Source organism: Bradyrhizobium sp. USDA 4486 (genome assembly GCF_054057995.1).
Genome location: NZ_JBSRZV010000001.1, coordinates 8156611 through 8176193, shown reverse-complemented (window position 1 = coordinate 8176193; position 19583 = coordinate 8156611). Strand labels below are relative to the sequence as shown.

At 63.3% G+C, this 19583-nt stretch carries 17 protein-coding genes; 10 read left to right on the top strand and 7 right to left on the bottom strand.

The features are described from left to right. Positions 1-112 precede the first annotated feature (112 nt). From ACVWY3_RS38600 to ACVWY3_RS38590, 3 genes are all read left to right on the top strand, one after another. The gene (locus ACVWY3_RS38600; protein WP_456843130.1) at positions 113-1912 is read left to right on the top strand and encodes an FAD-dependent oxidoreductase; all 1800 of its coding nucleotides are present in this window, start codon (positions 113-115) and stop codon (positions 1910-1912) included. Continuing rightward, positions 1882-3729 carry a 2-oxoacid:acceptor oxidoreductase subunit alpha gene (locus ACVWY3_RS38595; RefSeq protein ID WP_456843129.1) on the top strand — a complete coding sequence of 616 codons (1848 nt, stop codon included), beginning with the start codon at positions 1882-1884 and terminating at the stop codon, positions 3727-3729. The genes ACVWY3_RS38600 and ACVWY3_RS38595 overlap by 31 nt, the downstream gene beginning before the upstream one ends. A gap of 223 nt (positions 3730-3952) precedes the next feature. Continuing rightward, positions 3953-5008 (top strand): 2-oxoacid:ferredoxin oxidoreductase subunit beta, encoded by a 1056-nt coding sequence (locus ACVWY3_RS38590; RefSeq protein WP_456843128.1) that lies wholly within the window; start codon positions 3953-3955, stop codon positions 5006-5008. Here the strand turns inward: ACVWY3_RS38590 and ACVWY3_RS38585 are convergent, their stop codons facing one another. From ACVWY3_RS38585 to ACVWY3_RS38575, 3 genes are all read right to left on the bottom strand, one after another. Next, the gene (locus ACVWY3_RS38585; RefSeq protein WP_456843127.1) at positions 5009-5452 is read right to left on the bottom strand and encodes a DUF4399 domain-containing protein; all 444 of its coding nucleotides are present in this window, start codon (positions 5450-5452) and stop codon (positions 5009-5011) included. It abuts the gene before it with no gap. 17 nt (positions 5453-5469) lie between these two features. Continuing rightward, positions 5470-6999, bottom strand: a complete 1530-nt coding sequence (locus ACVWY3_RS38580) for an SUMF1/EgtB/PvdO family nonheme iron enzyme (protein ID WP_456843126.1) — start codon at positions 6997-6999, stop codon at positions 5470-5472. A 307-nt stretch (positions 7000-7306) separates the two neighbouring features. Further along, complete coding sequence (locus ACVWY3_RS38575) at positions 7307-7879, bottom strand: STM3941 family protein (RefSeq protein WP_456843125.1); 573 nt, start codon at positions 7877-7879, stop codon at positions 7307-7309. A gap of 202 nt (positions 7880-8081) precedes the next feature. Between ACVWY3_RS38575 and ACVWY3_RS38570 the strand changes: the two genes are divergently transcribed. From ACVWY3_RS38570 to ACVWY3_RS38545, 6 genes are all read left to right on the top strand, one after another. After that, a complete protein-coding gene (locus ACVWY3_RS38570; protein ID WP_456843124.1) occupies positions 8082-8702 on the top strand; it encodes a hypothetical protein in 621 nt (206 codons plus the stop codon). A 41-nt stretch (positions 8703-8743) separates the two neighbouring features. Beyond that, positions 8744-9193 carry a DsrE family protein gene (locus tag ACVWY3_RS38565; protein WP_456843123.1) on the top strand — a complete coding sequence of 150 codons (450 nt, stop codon included), beginning with the start codon at positions 8744-8746 and terminating at the stop codon, positions 9191-9193. A gap of 119 nt (positions 9194-9312) precedes the next feature. Beyond that, positions 9313-9636, top strand: a complete 324-nt coding sequence (locus tag ACVWY3_RS38560; RefSeq protein WP_456843122.1) for an ArsR/SmtB family transcription factor — start codon at positions 9313-9315, stop codon at positions 9634-9636. Then, positions 9633-10052 carry an SRPBCC family protein gene (locus ACVWY3_RS38555; protein ID WP_456843121.1) on the top strand — a complete coding sequence of 140 codons (420 nt, stop codon included), beginning with the start codon at positions 9633-9635 and terminating at the stop codon, positions 10050-10052. Before ACVWY3_RS38560 ends, ACVWY3_RS38555 begins: the two co-directional genes overlap by 4 nt. 42 nt (positions 10053-10094) lie before the next feature. After that, the gene (locus tag ACVWY3_RS38550) at positions 10095-10298 is read left to right on the top strand and encodes a hypothetical protein (protein WP_456843120.1); all 204 of its coding nucleotides are present in this window, start codon (positions 10095-10097) and stop codon (positions 10296-10298) included. Between the two features lie 13 nt (positions 10299-10311). Then, positions 10312-10752 carry a DUF1801 domain-containing protein gene (locus tag ACVWY3_RS38545; protein ID WP_456843560.1) on the top strand — a complete coding sequence of 147 codons (441 nt, stop codon included), beginning with the start codon at positions 10312-10314 and terminating at the stop codon, positions 10750-10752. 230 nt (positions 10753-10982) lie between these two features. Here ACVWY3_RS38545 and ACVWY3_RS38540 read toward each other — a convergent pair whose 3' ends face one another. The 4 genes from ACVWY3_RS38540 to ACVWY3_RS38525 form a co-directional block, all read right to left on the bottom strand. After that, the gene (locus ACVWY3_RS38540) at positions 10983-12521 is read right to left on the bottom strand and encodes a SpoVR family protein (RefSeq protein WP_456843119.1); all 1539 of its coding nucleotides are present in this window, start codon (positions 12519-12521) and stop codon (positions 10983-10985) included. Next, positions 12518-13795, bottom strand: coding sequence for a YeaH/YhbH family protein (locus ACVWY3_RS38535; RefSeq protein WP_456843559.1), 1278 nt, complete (start codon positions 13793-13795; stop codon positions 12518-12520). The genes ACVWY3_RS38540 and ACVWY3_RS38535 overlap by 4 nt, the downstream gene beginning before the upstream one ends. 19 nt (positions 13796-13814) lie before the next feature. Continuing rightward, positions 13815-15758: a PrkA family serine protein kinase gene (locus ACVWY3_RS38530; RefSeq protein ID WP_456843118.1), complete on the bottom strand. Its 1944-nt coding sequence runs from the start codon at positions 15756-15758 to the stop codon at positions 13815-13817. Positions 15759-16066: 308 nt separating this feature from the next. Continuing rightward, positions 16067-16237: a hypothetical protein gene (locus ACVWY3_RS38525; RefSeq protein WP_456843117.1), complete on the bottom strand. Its 171-nt coding sequence runs from the start codon at positions 16235-16237 to the stop codon at positions 16067-16069. Between the two features lie 488 nt (positions 16238-16725). On the opposite strand from ACVWY3_RS38525, the gene ACVWY3_RS38520 reads away from it, so the two are divergent. Next, entirely contained in the window at positions 16726-19575 is a 2850-nt protein-coding gene (locus ACVWY3_RS38520; protein WP_456843116.1) for a bifunctional transaldolase/phosoglucose isomerase, read from the top strand. Positions 19576-19583: the final 8 nt, after the last annotated feature.

Sequence of the window (19583 nt, the reverse complement as noted above, 5' to 3'; positions counted from 1 at the left end):
TAATAAGCTAACCCAATGACGTCATTCAGAAACAAGATCGACGCGCGTTAAGCGTCCGCCAAGCTCAAGAAGAGGCCGCCGGGTCCTTTGAGCCTGCGCGGACAGGGTAGGAATGAAACCGACCGATATCGCGGCCCCCGACTACTTTCACAAAGTGGTCGATTGCCAGTGGGCCTGTCCTGCGCACACCCCGGTTCCCGAATACATCCGACTGATCGCACAAGGCCGCTACAGCGACGCCTATATGATCAATTGGAAATCGAACGTGTTTCCCGGCATCCTGGGACGCACCTGCGATCGTCCCTGCGAGCCGGCGTGCCGGCGCGGACGCGTCGAGGAAAATCCGGTCGCGATCTGCCGCCTCAAGCGCGTCGCCGCCGACTTCAAGGACGACATCAAGCAGCGCCTGCCGAAGCCCGCGCCGAAGAACGGCAAGCGGATTGCGCTGGTTGGCGGCGGCCCAGCCTCGCTGACCGTCGCGCGCGATCTCACCCCGCTCGGCTATCACTGCACGGTGTTCGATGCCGATCCGGAAGCCGGCGGCATGATGCGCACGCAGATCCCGAAATTCCGCCTGCCCAATTCCGTCATCGATGAGGAGACAGGCTACATCCTGGATCTCGGCGTCGAGTTCAAGGGCGGTCACCGCATCGAGAGCATGAAGGCGCTGCTCGCGGAGAAATATGACGCGATCTTCGTCGGCTCCGGCGCGCCGCGCGGCCGCGAGCTCGACATCCCCGGCCGGAAGGAGGCTGCCGCCAACATCCACATCGGCATCGAGTGGCTGGCCAACGTGTCGTTCGGCCATACCGACAGAATAGGCAAGCGCGTCATCGTGCTCGGCGGCGGCAACACCGCGATGGATTGCTGCCGCACCGCGCGCCGGCTCGGCGGCGAGAAAGTCACGGTGGTCGTGCGTTCCGGATTCGAGGAGATGAAGGCCTCGCCCTGGGAGAAGGAGGACGCGATCCACGAGGATATCCCGATCCTCAACTACATGGTGCCGGTGGCATTCAAGCACGTCGCCGGCAAGCTGATCGGCGTCACCTTCCAGCATGTCAAAGCCGAATACGACGCAAGAGGCCGCCGCAATCTGGTGCCTTCGGGCGATCCCGATCAGACCATTCCCTGCGACGACGTGCTGGTCGCCGTCGGCCAGGAGAACGCCTTCCCCTGGATCGAGCAGGATTGCGGCATCGAGTTCGACAAATGGCACATGCCCAAGGTCGATCCGAAGACGTTCGCCTCGACCAATCCGAAGGTGTTCTTCGGCGGCGACGCCGCGTTCGGGCCGAAGAACATCATCTGGGCGGTGGCGCACGGCCATGACGCCGCTTTGTCGATCCACAAGATGCTGTCGGGCGAGGACATTACCGAACGGCCGCTGCCGGAGGTGCACGTCTCATCGCAGAAAATGGGCATCCACGAATGGAGCTATGACAACGACATCTCCAACGACAAGCGCTTCAAGGTGCCGCATCGCGACAAGGTGATCGCGCTGAAGGACATCCGCGCCGAGGTCGAGCTCGGCTACGACGTCAAGCTGGCACTGGGCGAAGCCGAGCGCTGCCTGAACTGCGACGTCCAGACCGTGTTCTCGACCTCGCTCTGTATCGAATGCGATGCCTGCGCCGACATCTGCCCGATGGATTGCATCACCTTCACCAATAATGGCGAGGAGAGCGACCTGCGCCAGCGGCTGAAGGCGCCCTCCCTGCACCCGGACCAGGACCTCTACGTCTCGTCCGATCTCAAGACCGGGCGCGTGATGGTGAAGGACGAGGACGTCTGCCTGCATTGCGGGCTGTGCGCCGAGCGTTGCCCGACCGGCGCCTGGGACATGCAAAAATATTTCATCGAGATGACGCACGCAGGATCATCATGCCCGACAAAAAGCCGATCAGCAGCGTAAACGACTTCGTCGTCCGCTTCGCCAACGTCAACGGCTCGGGCTCGGCCAGCGCCAACGAGATGTTCGCCCGCGCGATCCTGCGTCATGGCGTGCCGGTGTCCCCGCGCAACATCTTCCCCTCCAACATCCAGGGCCTGCCGACCTGGTACGAGGTGCGGGTGACGGAAGACGGCCATCTCGGCGCCCGCGGCGGGGTCGACATGATGGTGGCGATGAACCCGCAGACCTGGGACAAGGACGTCGCGGGCATCGAGCCGGGCGGCTACCTGTTCTACGATTCTACCAAGCCGATGCCGTCGACCAAGTTCCGCGACGACATCACCGTGATCGGCGTGCCGCTCACCGCCATCACCAACTCGACCTATACCGATCCACGCCAGCGCCAGTTGTTCAAGAACATCATCTATCTCGGCAGCCTCTCGGCGCTGCTCGACATGGATCCGAAGCTGATCGAGCAGCTGATCGGCGAACAGTACAAGGGCAAGGAGAAGCTGCTCTCCTCCAACGTCCATGCGCTGCATCTTGGCCGCGACTGGGCGCTGCAGAACCTGAAATGCCCGATCGGCCTTAGGGTGAAGAAATCCGACAAGGTCGGCGACCGCATCTTCATCGAGGGTAACAGCGCTGCCGCGCTCGGCGCCGTCTATGGGGGCGCCACGGTGTGCGCGTGGTATCCGATCACGCCGTCTTCATCGGTGGCGGAGGCGTTCACCGCCCACTGCAAGAAGTACCGGCACGATCCGGAGACCGGCAAAGCGAAATACGCCATCGTGCAGGGCGAGGACGAGCTGGCCTCGATCGGCATCGTGATCGGCGCCTCCTGGAACGGCGCGCGCGCCTTCACCGCGACCTCAGGTCCCGGCATCTCGCTGATGACCGAGTTCATCGGCCTTTCCTATTTCGCCGAGATCCCGGCCGTGATCATGAACATCCAGCGGGCCGGGCCCTCGACGGGCATGCCGACCCGCACCCAGCAATGCGACATCATCGCCTGCGCCTATGCCTCGCATGGCGACACCAAGCATGTGCTGCTGTTTCCGGAAGATCCGGCCGAGGCTTTCGAGTTCGCGGCGGCCGCCTTCGATCTCGCCGAGCGGCTGCAGACCACGATCTTCCTGATGCTCGACCTCGACATCGGCATGAACCACCGGCTCTGCCGGCCGCTGAAGTGGGACGACGCAAGGCAATACGACCGCGGCAAGGTGATGACCACGGAGATGCTGGAAGAGGGGCGCGACTTCGGCCGCTATCTCGATGTCGACGGCGACGGCATCCCGTACCGCACCTATCCCGGCGCGCATCCGACCAAGGGCTCCTACTTCACCCGCGGCACCTCGCGCGATCGCTATGCGCGCTATTCCGAGGAAGGCCCTGTCTATGCCGACAACATGCAGCGCCTGGTGCGCAAGTTCGAGACCGCGCAAGACCTGGTGCCGCGGCCGCTGCAGGCCAATGCGGAACGGCCGACCAAATACGGCGTGATCTATTTCGGTTCGACCTCGCCGGCAATGGACGAGGCGATCGGCCTGTTGGAGGCACGCGGACATCAGCTCGATCGCCTGCGCATCCGCGCCTTCCCGTTCCATTCGAGCGTCGCGAGCTTCCTTGCCGAGCACGACTTCGTCTATGTGGTCGAGCAGAACCGCGACAGCCAGCTGCGCCAGCTCATCGTCAACGAGAACGGCATCGACCCGGTGCGGCTCGTGCCGATCGTGCATTACGACGGCACGCCCATCACCGCCCGTTTCATCGCAAAAGCCATTGGCGACCACCAGGATCACCTCAAGGTGACCCCGCTCCGCAAGGCCGTGTCATGATGCGCGCGTTGCTCTCTTCGGCCTCGTGCCGGGCATACTCATTCTTCCCCACGAAGTCATTCCGGGGCGATGCGAAGCATCGAACTATGGTGCGCAATTGCGCACCTGAGAATCTCGAGATTCCGGGTTCGCCCTTTGGGCGCCCCGGAATGACGGAAAAAGCTGGCGCGTGGATGGCCGGGTCAAGCCCCGCCATGACGGCCGTGGGATCGCGGGTGATCTGATGACCTACATCGCAAAACCGAAATTCCATCATCCTGGGCTGAAGAAGAATGAGCTCGGCTACACGCATCGCGACTACGAAGGCAAGATTTCGACGCTGTGCGCCGGCTGCGGCCATGATTCGATCACGGCCTCGATCATCGAGGCCTGCCACGAGCTCTCGATCGAGCCGCACCGGGTCGCGAAGATCTCCGGCATCGGCTGCTCGTCGAAGACGCCGGATTACTTCCTCGGCAATTCGCACGGCTTCAACTCCGTGCACGGCCGCATGCCCAGCGTGCTGACGGGCGCCAATCTCGCCAATCGCGACCTGATCTATCTCGGCGTCTCCGGCGACGGCGATTCCGCTTCGATCGGCTTCGGGCAGTTCGCGCACTCGATCCGGCGCGGCGTCAACATGACCTATATCGTCGAGAACAACGGCGTCTACGGCCTGACCAAGGGCCAGTTTTCGGCCACCGCCGATCGCGGCTCGAAGAGCAAGAAGGGCGTCACCAACACTGACAACGCCATCGACCTGGTCGCGATCGCGCTGCAACTTGGTGCCACCTTCGTGGCGCGCTCGTTCTCCGGCGACAAGGCCCAGCTGGTGCCGCTGATCGCGGCCGCGATCCGCCACAAGGGCGCGTCCTTCATCGACGTCATCAGTCCCTGTATCGCCTTCAACAATCATGCCGGCTCGACCAAAAGCTTCGACTATGTCCGGGAGCACAATGACGCGGTGAACCGGCTCGACGTGCTGGTTGGCCGCGATCCCATTGCCGTCGACTATGCGCCGGGCACGGTGCAGATGGTCGAGCAGCACGACGGCAGCAAGATCGCGCTGCGCAAGATCGACGCCGATTACGACCCGCACGATAGACTCGGCGCGCAGACCTTCCTTGCGAAGCACGCCGCCAAGGGCCAGATCGTCACCGGGCTCCTGTATGTCGATCCTGACGCGGAAGATCTGCACGAGCATCTCAACACGGTCGAGACGCCGCTCAACACGCTGGAAGCGGACGCGCTGTGCCCGGGCTCGGCGGTGCTGGACAAGATCAACGCCAGCCTGCGGTGATTACTTGCCGGAGACGGGCTGCCGGACACGTATCGTGATCTTGTCCGATACCACCGGCGGCTCGAACGGATAGTGCTTCGCATCGCCCAGCACCAGTTGCAGCGTGTGCGTGCCGGGCGGGAGTTCGAGCATGGTTTCGGTCTGCCCTGCGCCGAAATGCAAATGCGACTTGTCCTGGGGGATCGGCTCCTTGGGATCGATGGGGTCGTTGACGTCAACCAGCAGATGGTGATGACCCGCGTTCTGGTAATCGTCGCCGGCATGCGTCACGCCCATGTTGCGCAAGCCGAACCGGACCCAAAATCCACCGCGAACCTTCTGCCCATCACGCGGCGTGATGAAATAGAGCTTGGCATCCTTGGGCGCGGTCTTGCCCTGCGCATACGCCGCACCCGGGAGCAATGCGATCGCGGTCGCAAGTGCGACACAGGACAGGATCTTCATCAATTGTACTCCGGCAATCACGGACTGAGCGCGACGCGGAATCCGTGCGTTGGATAACGGACATTGGTGTCGTAGCCATCGCGGTTTGACGGCCGCACATATCTCGAATCGTTCTTCCAGGAGCCCGAGCGCAGGACGTGCGAGGAGCAGTCGCCGCCGGTCCATGCCGAGCCGTCGCCGGGCGCGCCCTGATAGCTTCTGTGCCAGCAATCCTCGACCCACTGGTCGATGGCGCCGCCCATGTCGTACAGCCCGAACGGATTGGGCTTGAAGCTGCCGACCTTCGCCGGCTGCTCGGCTGCGAGCTCGCCGCAATCCTTGCACCCGGCCATGCCCGGCTGGAGCTTGTCACCCCACCAATACTTGCTCGTTGTTCCGCCGCGCGCCGCATATTCCCATTCGGCTTCGCTCGGAAGCCGATAGGGCTTCTTCGTCGCCTGGGAGAGATAGGCCACATATTGCTGCGCATCGCTCCAGCTTACATTGCTGACCGGCGCATCGTCCTTACCGATCGCCGCGAAGGAGCACGCCTTCGCCGCGGCGCAGTCGTTCCACTGCTGCACGGTTACCGGATATTTGCCGATCGAGAACGGCTTGACCGTGACCTGGTGGACCGGACGTTCGGTCGGATCATCATTGCTTCCCATGGCGAAGCTGCCGCCGCGAATGGCGATCATTTCGGGTTCGCGGACGGGTATCGCCGATGGGCTGGGTACCGGTGAGGGCGGCGGAGGTGCCGAAGCCAATGAGGGAGACGGCTCCGGCGTTTGCGCCGCCGCTTCGCGTGGAGCGGGCTGCGCGCTTGGAGATGCGGCCGGCGCGACAGTCGGCGCGGCGGCCTGCTCGTTCCGCCTGCCAGCCGGCTGTGCCAGCAGATACCAAAGCACGCCGGCCGCGATGATCAGCACGCTGACGCCGAGGAAAAAGATCAAGGCATTCTCGCGCCGGCTTCGCGTGCTGCCGACCGCGTCTGCGTCCGGCAGCACGCGATAGACCCGCACCGGATCGGTGATGTTCTTGACCTTCCGGTCGCCAAGCGATTCATAGCCGCACACCACCTTGTGCTTGATCTGCTCGTAGATCGCGCCGGAGATGTAGACCTGGCCCGGCTCGGCAATGCCTTCGATGCGCGTGGCGATGTTGACGCCGTCGCCATAGATGTCGTCCGGCTCGACGATGACATCACCGAGATTGACGCCGATCCGGTATTCGATCCGCGAATGCTTCGGCTGCGAGGCGTTGCGGCCGACGAGATTTTGCTGGATGACGATGCTGCATCGAACAGCCTCGACCGGACTATCGAAAACCGCAATGAAGCCATCGCCCGTCGTCTTCACCAAGCTTCCATGGTGCTCGACGATGCTGGGCATGATGAGATCCCGCTCGATCCGCTTGACGCGGGCGTGCGTGCCCTCCTCGTCAGCCTGCATCAGGCGACTGTAGGAAGCGATATCGCCGACAATGATCGCTGCGAGACGCCGAGGCAGCGTCCCGCTCGGAGGCGGCTCACCCTGATTCCCGGACCTGAAGTTGCGAATCTCGCCCATCGCGGGGACTCCACGCACGACAAAAGGCGGCCCCACCCTAAAACTTCCGAAAGCAATCGTCTGTGAAGGCTATCACATTGACGAATTGGGACAATGTTGAAGGCTGCGCGGCATTGAGTTCCCCGGGAGCGAAGGCTTCGCTTCGATTGAACCTTCCCGGCCTGAGGTTCGACTAAGGCCGTGCATGGAACCGCACAGCCTCGCCCCGCATCGCGCGCGTATGGGCGTCGAACGCGTTGCGCGTGCGGCGACTGCCACCACGCAGTGCTTCGCGAAAGCGACGCGTCCGTCTCGGCTGCGGCGTGGACTAGCTGACCGGCTCGGGCTCGGCTGCGACGCGGCCCGAATAAGCGAGGCGGCCGGCCTTCCAATATTGCCTGCAGGTCTCGAACAGCGTTTCGCCGTCCATGGTCAGGCCGCTCGGATTGATCAGCACGCCCTCGGCGCCGACCGTCTTGTTTATCATCGAGATGATGCGCTTCAGAAAACCGACGTCGAAGCGGTCGGCGACAAGGGGATCAAGCTTGAGCACCACGATCTTCTGGTTGCGAAACTGCCAGACCGATATGTCGCGCACCGATCTCCAGGCGATGGTGTCATCGGCGATCCTGGTGTCGCGAATGCCGACGCGCGTGATGAAGACGACGGGCGCCCTGGAGAAGAGCAGCGTCCACAGCGTCCGCAAGGTGACAAGGCCGAACAGCGCGAGCCCGACATAGCAGACCGTGATCTGGAACGGCGTGAGGGTCTTGATCGGAAACCAGTTGAATGCGATCGCGGCACACAGCAGCGTCATCAGCACGCCGGCGGCCAATAGCTTCAGCAGCCGCACCAGGGAATAGCCGACCGCGAGATTGGGCAAGTTCTGACTTACGGACATTTTGACCGCCACCAGCCTTTGCAACAATCTGGGGATTTATCAGCGCCCCTCCTTCCAGACTGTTAAGCCTGGAACCTTGCGCGAGGCTGCCGGCGGGAAAGGGGGGCCCGGCACCGCTTGAACGCGCTCCGCGCCGCCCGCGACTAACCGCCAACCCGCCCACTCTCCCTGCCGGGCCACGGCTCACACATCTGGTGCGATCATGAAGCTTGCCCTCGTCCTTCCGCTTGTCCTTGCCGCCTTGGTCGGCGCCGCCCGCGCCGGGGAGGCTGACGACATCCGCGAGGCGAGCAAGGCCGAGGCCGAGAGCTTCAACGCGCGCATGTATGCGGGCGCACCCGGCAACAAGGCCTATGCCTGCTTCGTCCGCCGCTACGATGCCGAGCATCTGGCGCGGCATCCGAAGCAGAAGGTCGCCGCGATGAAGCTGCTGGTCTCGGCCGAATTGGACAGGGAGGACAAGGAGTTGCACAACTCCTTCCGCCTCGGCTTCCGGTACCGCCATCGCAGCGGCGATTTCGATTCCAGCGGCGACTGCCATCACGTCGTGTTCGTGAAAGACAGCAGCGAGATCCGCCTCGGCTGCGGCGTCGACTGCGAGGGCGGCGGCATCGGGGTCGCACTGTCGAAGGACGACAAATCCGCCGTCGTGCGCCTCGCGCGGGTCAGGGTCTGGCTGCACAACAAGCCGGACGACGAGGCCGAGCGATCGCTGGAGGCCGGCGCCGACGACGGAATCTTCCGTCTCGACCGCACCGACATCAGCGAATGCGCCTCATTGGTGACCGACCGCAAGGAACTCGCGGCACTGCGCCACAAGTGATATCTGTCCGGCAAAATCAGCTTAGTCGAAAGAAGATCATCATGAACCGCCGCAACATCTTGTGGAGCGCAGTTTCGGCTTTGGGCGCAGCGCTTGGCGCCTCGCGCGCACAGGCCGCGATGCAAGCTCCGCCGTCGACCAAGCTAAAGGTCGTCTATCACCTCAGCGACGCCGAGAAGGTCAATTTCGTGCTCGGCAACATCCAGAACCATATCGACGGCGTCGGCGGCCCCGACCACGTGACGATCGCGCTGGTGATCCACGGCCCCGCGCTGAAAGCGTTTCACGCGGCGCAGGCCAATCCCGACGTCAGCAAGCGCGTCATCGAATTCGCGAAGGGCGGCGTCGAGCTCGCCGCCTGCGCCAACACCATGAAGGCGCAGAACGTGACGCTCACGGAGCTGTTGCCGGGATTCGTCAGCGCTGAGAAGGGCGGCGTGGTTCGTTTGGCCGAGCTACAGTCGCAGGGGTATCTTTACTTGCGGCCGTAGGGCACCGGACCTTCCAGGCAATCGGTGCGCCCCATCCCAACTCATCTCTATCCGCACTTGACTTACCCATAACCCCACGGTTATGAATTAATCCATAACTTTTTGGTTATGGATTCCGCATGTCCGCTGCCCACGACCTCCTGTTCAGGATGCTCGCCGATCCGACCCGGCGGGCGATCTTCGAGCGGCTGTGCCGCGAGGGCGAGCAGACTGTCGGGGCACTGACGGCGCGATCTGGCGTTTCGCAGCCGGCGGTCTCGAAACATTTGGGTGCGCTGAAACAGGCCGGGCTCGTGCGCGACCGCCATGAAGGACGCCAGACCCATTACAGCGCGCAGCCCGGCGCGCTCAATCCGCTGATCGACTGGACCAGCCAGATGGCCGGCTTCTGGCAGAGCCGGCTCGATGCGCTCGATGACTTGCTGAAGAGGATGGATCAATGACTGAAACACGTTCTGTCGTCGTCGAACGCGAATTCGCCTTTCCGGCCGAGCGGCTCTGGCGCGCGCTGACGCAGCCGCATCTGATCGAGGAATGGCTGATGAAGAACGACTTCAAGCCGGTCGTGGGCCACAGATTCAATTTGCGCGGCGAATGGGGCGGTGTGCTGGACTGCGAGGTGCTCACCATCGAGCCGGAGAAGACCCTCGCCTACACCTGGAATTTCTCGCACGAGGACGCGGCGTTCGATCTCAAGAGCGTCGTCACCTTCACGCTGACGCCGACGGGCGCTGGTACGCACTTGCGCGTCGAGCAGGCGGGCTTCAGCCCGACGCAGAAGCAGGCCTATGGCGGCGCGCACGCCGGCTGGAAGCAGTTCTTCGCAAAACTGGACGAGTTGCTGGCGCGGGAAGCTTAGCCCGCCGGCCCCCATTCCAATCTTTTTCCAAAGGAGGTCCCAATGAGCACGCATATGTGGATTCGGCAGATTCATCGCTGGCTGTCGATGGCTTTCACGCTCATGGTCATCGCGAATATCGCCGCGATGACCATGCAGGTCCAAGCCGTCTGGATCGGCTTTCTCGCGCTCGTCCCCCTGATCCCCCTGCTCGCGACCGGGCTGTATCTGTTCGCATTACCCTATGTCAGCCGCGGCAACGCGTGAACGAGGCGAGATGATGAAGAAAGCCGAGCCCGCAAGGAAGAGCAGCACGAAGGACGTGGAAGGAGCTTCGCCCGCGAAACTCATCGACGGTAGGATCAAGGAGCTCGGCGACTGGCGCGGCGAGATGCTGGGGCGCATCCGCGGCCTGATCAAGGAGGCCGATCCCGGGGTTGTCGAGGAATGGAAATGGCGCGGCGTGCCGGTGTGGGAGCATGATGGCATCATCTGCACCGGCGAGACCTACAAGGAGGTGGTGAAGCTGACCTTTGCCAAAGGCGCGGCGCTGGATGATCCGGCCGGCCTGTTCAACTCGAGCCTCGACGGCAACGTACGGCGCGCGATCGATATTCGCGAGGGCGCACAGATCAACGAGAAGGCGCTCAAGGCGCTGATCCGCGCGGCGGTGGAGCTGAATGCGGGCAAGAAGAAGGTGGCGAAGAAGCGATCGGCTTAGAGCATGTCCGGTCGATGCAAATTCCTGGTCGCGACCTGAGCAAGCGGCCCATCCTTCGAGACGACCGCTTCGCGGTCTCCTCAGGATGAGGCTATGGGCAGCATCCCTATCTATCGAAAATGCTGCCGCACACTCCGTCCTCATCCTGAGGGCCCGCCGAAGGCGGGCGTCTCGAAGGATGGGCCGCGGGTGAGCTATCCGCTACGTCGATACTCTGGAGGCCAGCCGTCTCAGGCCACCGCGGCGGGAATCGGGCGCGGGCTCACGACGTATTCGCGCAGGACCTTGTCGTTGGCGTCGACCTCGATCAGGGAGACGTCGTAGGTCCAGAGATCGGCGAGATGCTGGAGCACTCGCTTGGCGTCGGTCTCGTTGAGCTGCGAGCCCTTGATGACGTGGTGATGCAGGATCAGCCGGCGGTCGCCGGAAAGATCGACGTCCACCACCTCGATATTGGCGTCGATGAAGCCGACGTCGTGCTGGCGCGCCAGCTCGCGGCGGACGCGGCGGAAGCCGCGCTCGTCGTGGATGGCGTCGACCCTTATGCCGGCGCGCTCCTCGGGATCGTCGTGCAGGTGGAACATGCGGAAGTGCCGCATCAATTTGGGGCTCAGGAACTGGCCGATGAAGCTCTCGTCGCGGTAATTGGCCCAGACGTCGCGCAGAACGCCCATCACGTCGCCCTTGCCGGCGATGTCGGGGAACCACTCGCGGTCCTCGTCCTCCGGCCTGGTGACGATGCGCTCGATGTCCTGCATCACGGCAAAGCCGAGCGCATAAGGATTGAAGCCGGAGAAGCGCGGGTCGTCGAATTCGGGCTGGAACACCACATTGGTGTGCGATCCCAAAAATTCGAGGAAGTTGCCGTCGGTGATGCGGCCCTGCTCGTGGAGCTTGGTCATGATGCGATAATGGACGTAGGTCGCCGTCCCCTCGTTCATCACCTTGGTCTGGCTCTGCGGATAGAAATATTGCGCGATGTGGCGGACGATGCGCAACAGCTCGCGCTGCCAGGGAGCGAGCCGCGGCGCGCTCTTCTCCAGGAAGTAGAGCAGGTTCTCCTGCGGCAGGCCGAGCAGCTTGCGGCGGCGCTCGATGCTGAGCGCCGAGCGGCTCTTGGCGGCTCCCTTCGGCACGGTGCGCCAGAGGTCGTTGAAGACCTCCTCCTCGTGCTGGCGGCGGCGCCCTGCCCGCTTCTCCTCGGCGCGCAAATCCAGCTTCTTCTTGCCGGGATAGCGGTCGATGCCGTGCGACATCAGCGCATGGGCGGCGTCCAGCGTGCGCTCGACCTCGACGCGGCCGTAGCGCTCCTCGCAGGTCGCGACATAGTTCTTGGCGAAGTCGAGATAGTCGAGGATGCCTTCGGCATCGGTCCACTGCTTGAACAGATAATTGTTCTTGAAGAAATGGTTGTGGCCGAAGGCGGCGTGCGCGATCACCAGCGTCTGCATCGTCGCCGTGTTCTCCTCCATGAGGTAGGAGATGCAGGGCGAGGAGTTGATCACGATCTCATAGGCGAGCCCCATCAGGCCCTTGCGGTAGGACGCCTCGTGAAACGCGAAATGCTTGCCGAACGACCAGTGCTTGTAGAACAGCGGCATGCCGACGGACGAATAGGCATCCAGCATCTGCTCGGCGGTGATGACCTCGATCTGGTTCGGATAGACGTCGAGGCCGAGATCCTTCAGCGCCACCTCCTCGCAGGCATCGGTGATGCGCTGCAGGGTGCGGAAATCCCAATCCGCGCCTTCGAACAAGCGTTCCGTCATGGAGCGGCTTTCTCCTGTGAAGTTTCGCGGCGCTGGAACAGATCGTGGAATACCGGAAAGATCTCGCTGCGCTCCGAGACCTTGCGCATCGAAAGCGGTGCGCCGCTGTTGCGCAGCCGGTCATAGAGGGTCCAGAGCGAGGAATCGGAAAGATCGAAGGCGCTGCCGCCTGACTCCCCGACCTCGAGATAGGCGAAGAACTGGCAGACCGGCAGGATCTTGTCGGTCAGCAGCATGCCGGTGAGTTCGCCGTCGGAATAGGAATTGTCGCCGTCGGAGGCTTGCGCTGCGTAGATGTTCCAGTCCGCCGGATTGAAGCGCTCGCGCACGATCTCATGCATCGCCTGCAGCGCGCTGGAGACCAGCGTGCCGCCCGAGGCCGGGCCATAGAAGAAGGTCTGCTCGTCGACCTCCTCGGCGCGGTCGGTATGGCGGATGAAGACGATCTCGACATGCTTGTAGCGCCGCTTCAGGAACACGTAGAGCAGCATGTAGAAGCGTTTGGCCAGATCCTTCATGTGCTCGGACATCGAGCCCGACACGTCCATCAGGCAGAACATCACCGCCTGCGCCACCGGCCGCGGCACCGTCTCGAAGCGGCGATAGCGGATGTCGAGCGGATCGATGAAGGGAATGCGCTTGGACTTCGCCTTGAGCTTGGCGAGCTTCTCGATCAGCTCGGCGCGCAGATCCTCGTCGGTGCAGGCGGCGATCTCGGCCTCCAGCTCCTCGATCTCGCCCTTGCGTGGACGGCGGAGCGCGATGCGGCGGGCGAGCGCGAGCTGCACGGTGCGGCTCACCGAGATGTTGGCCGGCGAGCCCGACGTGGTGTAGCCGGCGCGCTGGATGCCCTCGCTCTCGGTCTGCGCGATCTTGCGCTTGGCGAGATCCGGCAGCTCGAGATCGTCGAGGAAGAGATCGACGAACTCGTCCCGGGAGAGCACGAAGCGGAAGGCGTCCTCGCTGTCGCCCTCGCCCGGCCCCGAATCCTTGGCGCCGCCCTGACCGGAGCGCTGGAGATAGTCGCCCTCGATGAACTTCTTGTTGCCGGGCAGCACCATGTCGCGCGTTCCGCCTTCGCGGCGGAAACGCGGCTCGTGCATGCCGTCGAGCGGGATCGTGACCTCACCACCCTCCAGGACGTCCTTGATGTCGCGTTCCTGCGAGGTCTTCTTGACGGCGCCCTGCACCAGGGATTTTGCCCGACGCAAGAACCGCTGCCGGTTCTCAAGGCTCTTGCCGCCTGGATTCAGGCGCCTGTCAATAATATGAATGGCCACGTTCCCATCCGCCTCAACCGGCCTGCTTCACGCGCATGTACCATTCGACGAGACGGCGAACCTGACGCTCGGTGTAGCCGCGCTCCACCATGCGTGCGACGAACTCGCCGTGCTTCTTCTCCGTCTCGCCGTCCTTCTTCGACCCGAAGGAGATGACCGGAAGCAGGTCCTCGACCTGAGAGAATATCCGCTTTTCGATCACGTCGCGAATCTTCTCGTAGGAGGTCCAAGTCGGATTCTTGCCGCCGTTCTGGGCCCGGGAGCGTAACGAGAATTTGACGACCTCGTTCCGGAAATCCTTGGGGTTGGCGATGCCCGCCGGCTTCTCGATTTTGGTCAATTCCTGGTTCAACAATTCGCGATCCAGGAGCTGGCCGGTGTCGGGATCCTTGAAGTCCTGGTCCTCGATCCAGGCGTCGGCGTAGTCGACGTAGCGGTCGAACAGGTTCTGGCCGTAATCCGAGTAGGATTCGAGGTAAGCCTTCTGGATCTCGTTGCCGATGAACTCGGCATAGCGGGGCGCGAGCTCCGCCTTGATGAACTCGAGGTAGCGCTTCTCGACCTCCTCGGGCAGCTGCTCGCGGCGGATCGCCTGCTCCAGCGCGTACATCAGGTGCACGGCATCGGCGGCGACCTCCTGCGGATCGTGGTTGAAGGTGGCAGCCAGGATCTTGAAGGCAAAGCGGGTGGAGACGCCGTCCATGCCCTCGTCGACGCCGGCGGCGTCGCGATATTCCTGGACGCTGCGCGCCTTCGGATCGGATTCCTTCAGGCTCTCGCCGTCATAGACCCGCATCTTGCCGAACAGCGTCGAGTTCTCGTGCTTGCGCAGGCGCGACATCACCGAGAACCGCGCCAGCGTCTCGAGCGTCGAGGGCGCGCAAGGCGCGGCCGCGAGCTCGGAGCCCTGGATCAGCTTCTCGTAGATCTTCTGCTCCTCGGTGACGCGCAGGCAGTACGGCACCTTGATCACGCAGATGCGGTCGATGAAGGCCTCGTTGTTCTTGTTGGCCTTGAAGCTCGCCCACTCCGCTTCGTTGGAGTGCGCGAGGATGATGCCGGTGAACGGGATCGCGCCGATGTTCTCGGTGCCGATATAGTTGCCTTCCTGCGTTGCGGTCAGCAACGGGTGCAGCATCTTGATCGGCGCCTTGAACATCTCGACGAATTCGAGGATGCCCTGGTTGGCGCGGTTGAGGCCGCCGGAATAGCTATAGGCGTCCGGGTCGTTCTGCGCGTAGGTCTCGAGCTTGCGGATATCGACCTTGCCCACCAGCGAGGAGATGTCCTGGTTGTTCTCGTCACCGGGCTCGGTCTTGGCGATCGCGATCTGGCGCAGCCGCGACGGCTGGATTTTTGCGACTCGGAACTGAGAAATGTCGCCGCCGAAGGCTTCCAGGCGCTTGTAGCACCACGGGCTCATCAGGCCGGTGAGGCGCCGGCGCGGAATGCCGTACTTCTCTTCCAGCATCGGACCGAGTTGATCGGGATCGAACAGGCTGAGCGGACTCTCGAACACCGGCGAGAGTTCATCGCCGGCCTTGAGCACGTAGATCGGATGCACTTCCATCAGCGACTTGAGCCGCTCGGCGAGCGAGGATTTGCCGCCACCGACCGGGCCGAGCAGATAGAGAATCTGCTTGCGTTCCTCGAGGCCTTGCGCAGCGTGACGGAAGAAACCGACGATGCGCTCGATGGTTTCCTCCATGCCGTAGAAGCCGGCGAAGGCCGGATAGGTGCGGATGGTGCGATTCAAAAAAATACGGCCAAGGCGTGGGTCCTTGGCCGTGTCAATCGTCTGAGGCTCACCGATCGCCGCTAGGAGCCGTTCGGCCGAGTTCGCGTATTTCATGGGATCGCTTCGACACGATTCCAGGTATTCCGCCATCGACATGTCGTGCTGGCTTCTCGCCTCGAACGACCGAGCGAAAGCGTTGAATAGAGAATCGTTGTACATGATCCCTCTCCGCGTGAGTTCCGCTACAAGCTGAAACGAAAGCAGTTACCGGACCGTTCCTCAGGCCGTTTCGAATCAGCGTGAGCACATGACGATCATTGGACACCCTGGTGCCAACTCGACGCAACGCACAACGTAGGCACTCCATGAGTTACGAACAGGCACATGCCTGTAATTTGTGCGAATCTATGCCTATATTGGCTCATTTCCAGAAAATGTCACTTGGTCGCAACATCCGGGCTTTACCGGGGATGAGTCCATCCGGCGCCGCAGCATAGCGAACCGCGGGCGGCGATCTTATGACGCTTCTACGGCGAAGCCTTGGGGATCGTTTGCATCGCTCGTTCATCTTCCTGCTGCAATGCAGTGCGACCGTTGGCAGCATGATAGTCGCGACAAGCGCGCAGCAACGTATCAAAATCGGTCGCCAAGCCCTCCGGCTGGATGACGATCCGATCGCTCTGCGCCAGGCGGGCCAAGCCGCGGATGGCGCACAGCTACCGCCGCAAGGCCGGCGTCGGCGTCAGCGCGATCATCTTGTGCCCGCGGCTTTCCTCAGCCGCAGGCGTGTCGCGCATTGACTGATTGCGAGATCGCACGACGCCTCGACGCTAGCGGCCGGCGCGATCGATTGCTGGCTATTGGCAACGGCGAATGTAACGCCGTCAGTTGGTGTGTGCATGCAGTCCCCAGCATGACCATTCGCGACCGGCCTACGGCGATGTGGCCGACACTACCAACAAGACCTCGGCCGAAGCTTTCGGCGAGCGACCTTTTACACAACACGGCTACAGCCGCCTGGATCGCCATGATCGCGACGGAGTTACACTGAGAGGGGAGTTACACTGAGAGTATGACGCAGATACCCTTGATTGGTTCCCTCCCGGGAGCATGTAAGCTAGAGGATAGCGCGTCAGGACCGGCGCGGAAACCCCCTCGCCCGCAGGCTTGGAGATAAATAAGCACCATGAATCCCGTCAAAGAACTGGAAAAGCACGGACAAGCCGTCTGGCTGGACTTCCTCGCCCGTGGCTTCATCGCCAACGGCGACCTGAAGCGGCTGATCGAGACCGACGGCGTCAAGGGCGTCACCTCCAATCCCTCGATCTTCGAGAAGGCGATCGGCAGCTCGGACGAGTACGACGCCCCGATCGGCAAGGCGCTGAAGCGCGGCGACCGCACCGTGGCCGACCTGTTCGAGGCGGTCGCGGTCGAGGACATCCAGAACGCCGCCGACGTGCTGCGCCCGGTCTATGACCGCCTCAAGGGCGGCGACGGCTATGTCAGCCTGGAGGTCTCGCCTTATCTGGCGATGGACACCGCCGGCACTGTCGCCGAGGCGCGGCGGCTCTGGAAGGACGTCAGCCGCAAGAACCTGATGGTGAAGGTGCCGGCAACGCCCGAGGGCCTGCCGGCGATCGAGCAGCTGATCGGCGAAGGCATCAGCATCAACATCACCCTGCTGTTCTCCAAGGCGGTCTATCTCGAGGTGGCGGAGGCCTATCTCGCGGGCCTGGAGAAATACGTCGCCGGCGGCGGCGATCCGTCGCACGTGGCGAGCGTTGCCAGCTTCTTCGTCAGCCGCATCGACACCATGGTCGACAAGCAGCTGGACGAGAAGATCGCACGCGCCAATGATCCATCCGAGAAGGAACGGCTCGCCGCGCTCAAGGGCAAGGTCGCGATCGCCAACGCCAAGCTGGCCTATCAGGACTACAAGCGCCTGTTCTCGGGTCCGCGCTGGGAGAAGCTCGCGGCCAAGGGCGCCAAGCCGCAGCGCATGCTGTGGGCCTCGACCGGCACCAAGAACAAGGACTACAGCGACGTGCTCTATGTCGAGGAGCTGATCGGCCCCGACACCATCAACACCGTGCCGCCGGCGACGCTGGATGCGTTCCGCGATCACGGCAAGCCGCGCGACAGCCTGGAAGAAAATATCGACGACGCAAGGCGCGTGCTGGAAGAGCTGGAGCGCTCCGGCATCTCGCTCGACGCCATCACCGAGGAGCTGGTCAAGGACGGCGTCAAGCAGTTTGCGGACGCCGCCGACAAGCTCTATGGCGCGGTCGCCCACAAGCGCGCCACCGTGCTCGGACCCGCCATCGACCGTCAGCAGCTTTCGCTCGGCGAGGGACTGGGCAAGGCCGTGGCCAAGAGCACCGAGGAATGGCGCGCATCCGCCAAGATCCGCAGGCTGTGGCAGCGCGACAAATCGGTCTGGACCGGCACCGACGAGGACAAATGGCTCGGTTGGCTCGACAGCGCGGCGAAAGCCGACGTGGCTGACTACGAGGACTATGCGAGCCGGGTGAAGGGCCAAAAGTTCTCCGATGCCGTCGTGCTCGGCATGGGCGGATCGAGCCTCGGGCCTGAGGTGCTGGCCGAGACCTTTGGCAAGAAGCCGGGCTTCCCGAAGCTGCATGTGCTTGACTCCACCGATCCCGCGCAGGTGCGGGCGATGGAAGACAAGATCGACATCGCCAACACCGTGTTCATCGTGTCCAGCAAGTCCGGCGGCACCACCGAGCCGAACGCGATGAAGGATTACTTCCACGAGCGCGTCGCGCAGGCGGTCGGGCCAAAGGTGAAGACCGGCCACCGCTTCATCGCGGTGACCGATCCCGGCTCCTCGCTGGAGAAGGCGGCGAAGAAGCTGAACTACGCCCGCATCTTCCATGGTGAGCCCTCTATCGGCGGACGCTATTCGGTGCTCTCGCCGTTCGGTCTGGTGCCGGCGGCGACCGCCGGCATCGACGTCAAGACTTTCATCAAGCACGCGCTGGCGATGGCCCGCTCCTGCGGCCCGGACGTGCCGCCGAGCGAAAACCCGGGCGTGCAGCTCGGCCTCGCCATGGGGCTTGCCGGCCTCGAAGGCCGCGACAAGGTGACGATCCTCGCGTCGAAGAAGATCGCGGATTTCGGCGCCTGGGCCGAGCAGTTGATCGCGGAATCGACCGGCAAGGAAGGCAAGGGGCTGATCCCGATCGAGGGCGAGCCGCTGGGCGAGTCCGCCTCTTACGGCAACGATCGCTTCTTCATCGACATCCGCACCGAAGGCGAAGCGGACGCCGCACATGACTCCAAGCTTGCCGCGATCGAGGCGGCCGGCCATCCCGTGGTGCGCATCGTCCTGAAGTCGATCGACCATCTCGGCCAGGAGTTCTTCCGCTTCGAGATGGCAACCGCGGTGGCAGGCTCGATCCTCGGCATCAACCCGTTCGATCAGCCCGACGTGGAAGCGGCCAAGATCAAGACCCGCGAGCTTACCGCCGCATTCGAAAAGACCGGCGCTTTGCCGGCCGAGGAGCCCGTGGTCAGCACGGATGAAGCCGATCTCTACACCGATGAGGCCAACGCCACGGCGTTGCGCAGGGCCGGTGCCAATGGCGACCTCACCTCATGGCTGAAGGCGCATCTGTCCCGCTCGGGCGATGGCGACTACGTCGCCCTGCTCGGCTACATCGCGCGCGACAAGACGACGATCGACGCGCTCCAGGCCATGCGGCTCGAGGTGCGCGAGAAGCGGCATGTGGCGACCTGCGCCGAGTTCGGCCCGCGCTTCCTACACTCGACCGGGCAGGCCTACAAGGGTGGGCCCGACAGCGGCGTGTTCCTCCAGATCACCGCCGACGACGCCAAGGATCTGGCGGTGCCGGGCCAGAAGGCGAGCTTCGGCGTGATCAAGGCGGCGCAGGCGCGCGGCGATTTCGACGTGCTCACCGAGCGCGGCCGGCGCGCGCTTCGGGTGCACCTCAAAGGCCCGCTCAAGAAAGGTCTCGCGACGCTAAATGCGGCGCTCAACGACGCACTGAACTGAGGGAATCT

What these genes read in the sequence shown, in the direction of transcription:
- ACVWY3_RS38600 (WP_456843130.1), top strand. Translation starts at nt 113, where the DNA reads ATGAAACCGACCGATATCGCGGCCCCCGACTACTTTCACAAAGTGGTC.
- ACVWY3_RS38595 (WP_456843129.1), top strand. Translation starts at nt 1,882, where the DNA reads ATGCCCGACAAAAAGCCGATCAGCAGCGTAAACGACTTCGTCGTCCGC.
- ACVWY3_RS38590 (WP_456843128.1), top strand. Translation starts at nt 3,953, where the DNA reads ATGACCTACATCGCAAAACCGAAATTCCATCATCCTGGGCTGAAGAAG.
- ACVWY3_RS38585 (WP_456843127.1), bottom strand. Translation starts at nt 5,452, where the DNA reads ATGAAGATCCTGTCCTGTGTCGCACTTGCGACCGCGATCGCATTGCTC.
- ACVWY3_RS38580 (WP_456843126.1), bottom strand. Translation starts at nt 6,999, where the DNA reads ATGGGCGAGATTCGCAACTTCAGGTCCGGGAATCAGGGTGAGCCGCCT.
- ACVWY3_RS38575 (WP_456843125.1), bottom strand. Translation starts at nt 7,879, where the DNA reads ATGTCCGTAAGTCAGAACTTGCCCAATCTCGCGGTCGGCTATTCCCTG.
- ACVWY3_RS38570 (WP_456843124.1), top strand. Translation starts at nt 8,082, where the DNA reads ATGAAGCTTGCCCTCGTCCTTCCGCTTGTCCTTGCCGCCTTGGTCGGC.
- ACVWY3_RS38565 (WP_456843123.1), top strand. Translation starts at nt 8,744, where the DNA reads ATGAACCGCCGCAACATCTTGTGGAGCGCAGTTTCGGCTTTGGGCGCA.
- ACVWY3_RS38560 (WP_456843122.1), top strand. Translation starts at nt 9,313, where the DNA reads ATGTCCGCTGCCCACGACCTCCTGTTCAGGATGCTCGCCGATCCGACC.
- ACVWY3_RS38555 (WP_456843121.1), top strand. Translation starts at nt 9,633, where the DNA reads ATGACTGAAACACGTTCTGTCGTCGTCGAACGCGAATTCGCCTTTCCG.
- ACVWY3_RS38550 (WP_456843120.1), top strand. Translation starts at nt 10,095, where the DNA reads ATGAGCACGCATATGTGGATTCGGCAGATTCATCGCTGGCTGTCGATG.
- ACVWY3_RS38545 (WP_456843560.1), top strand. Translation starts at nt 10,312, where the DNA reads ATGAAGAAAGCCGAGCCCGCAAGGAAGAGCAGCACGAAGGACGTGGAA.
- ACVWY3_RS38540 (WP_456843119.1), bottom strand. Translation starts at nt 12,521, where the DNA reads ATGACGGAACGCTTGTTCGAAGGCGCGGATTGGGATTTCCGCACCCTG.
- ACVWY3_RS38530 (WP_456843118.1), bottom strand. Translation starts at nt 15,758, where the DNA reads ATGTACAACGATTCTCTATTCAACGCTTTCGCTCGGTCGTTCGAGGCG.
- ACVWY3_RS38520 (WP_456843116.1), top strand. Translation starts at nt 16,726, where the DNA reads ATGAATCCCGTCAAAGAACTGGAAAAGCACGGACAAGCCGTCTGGCTG.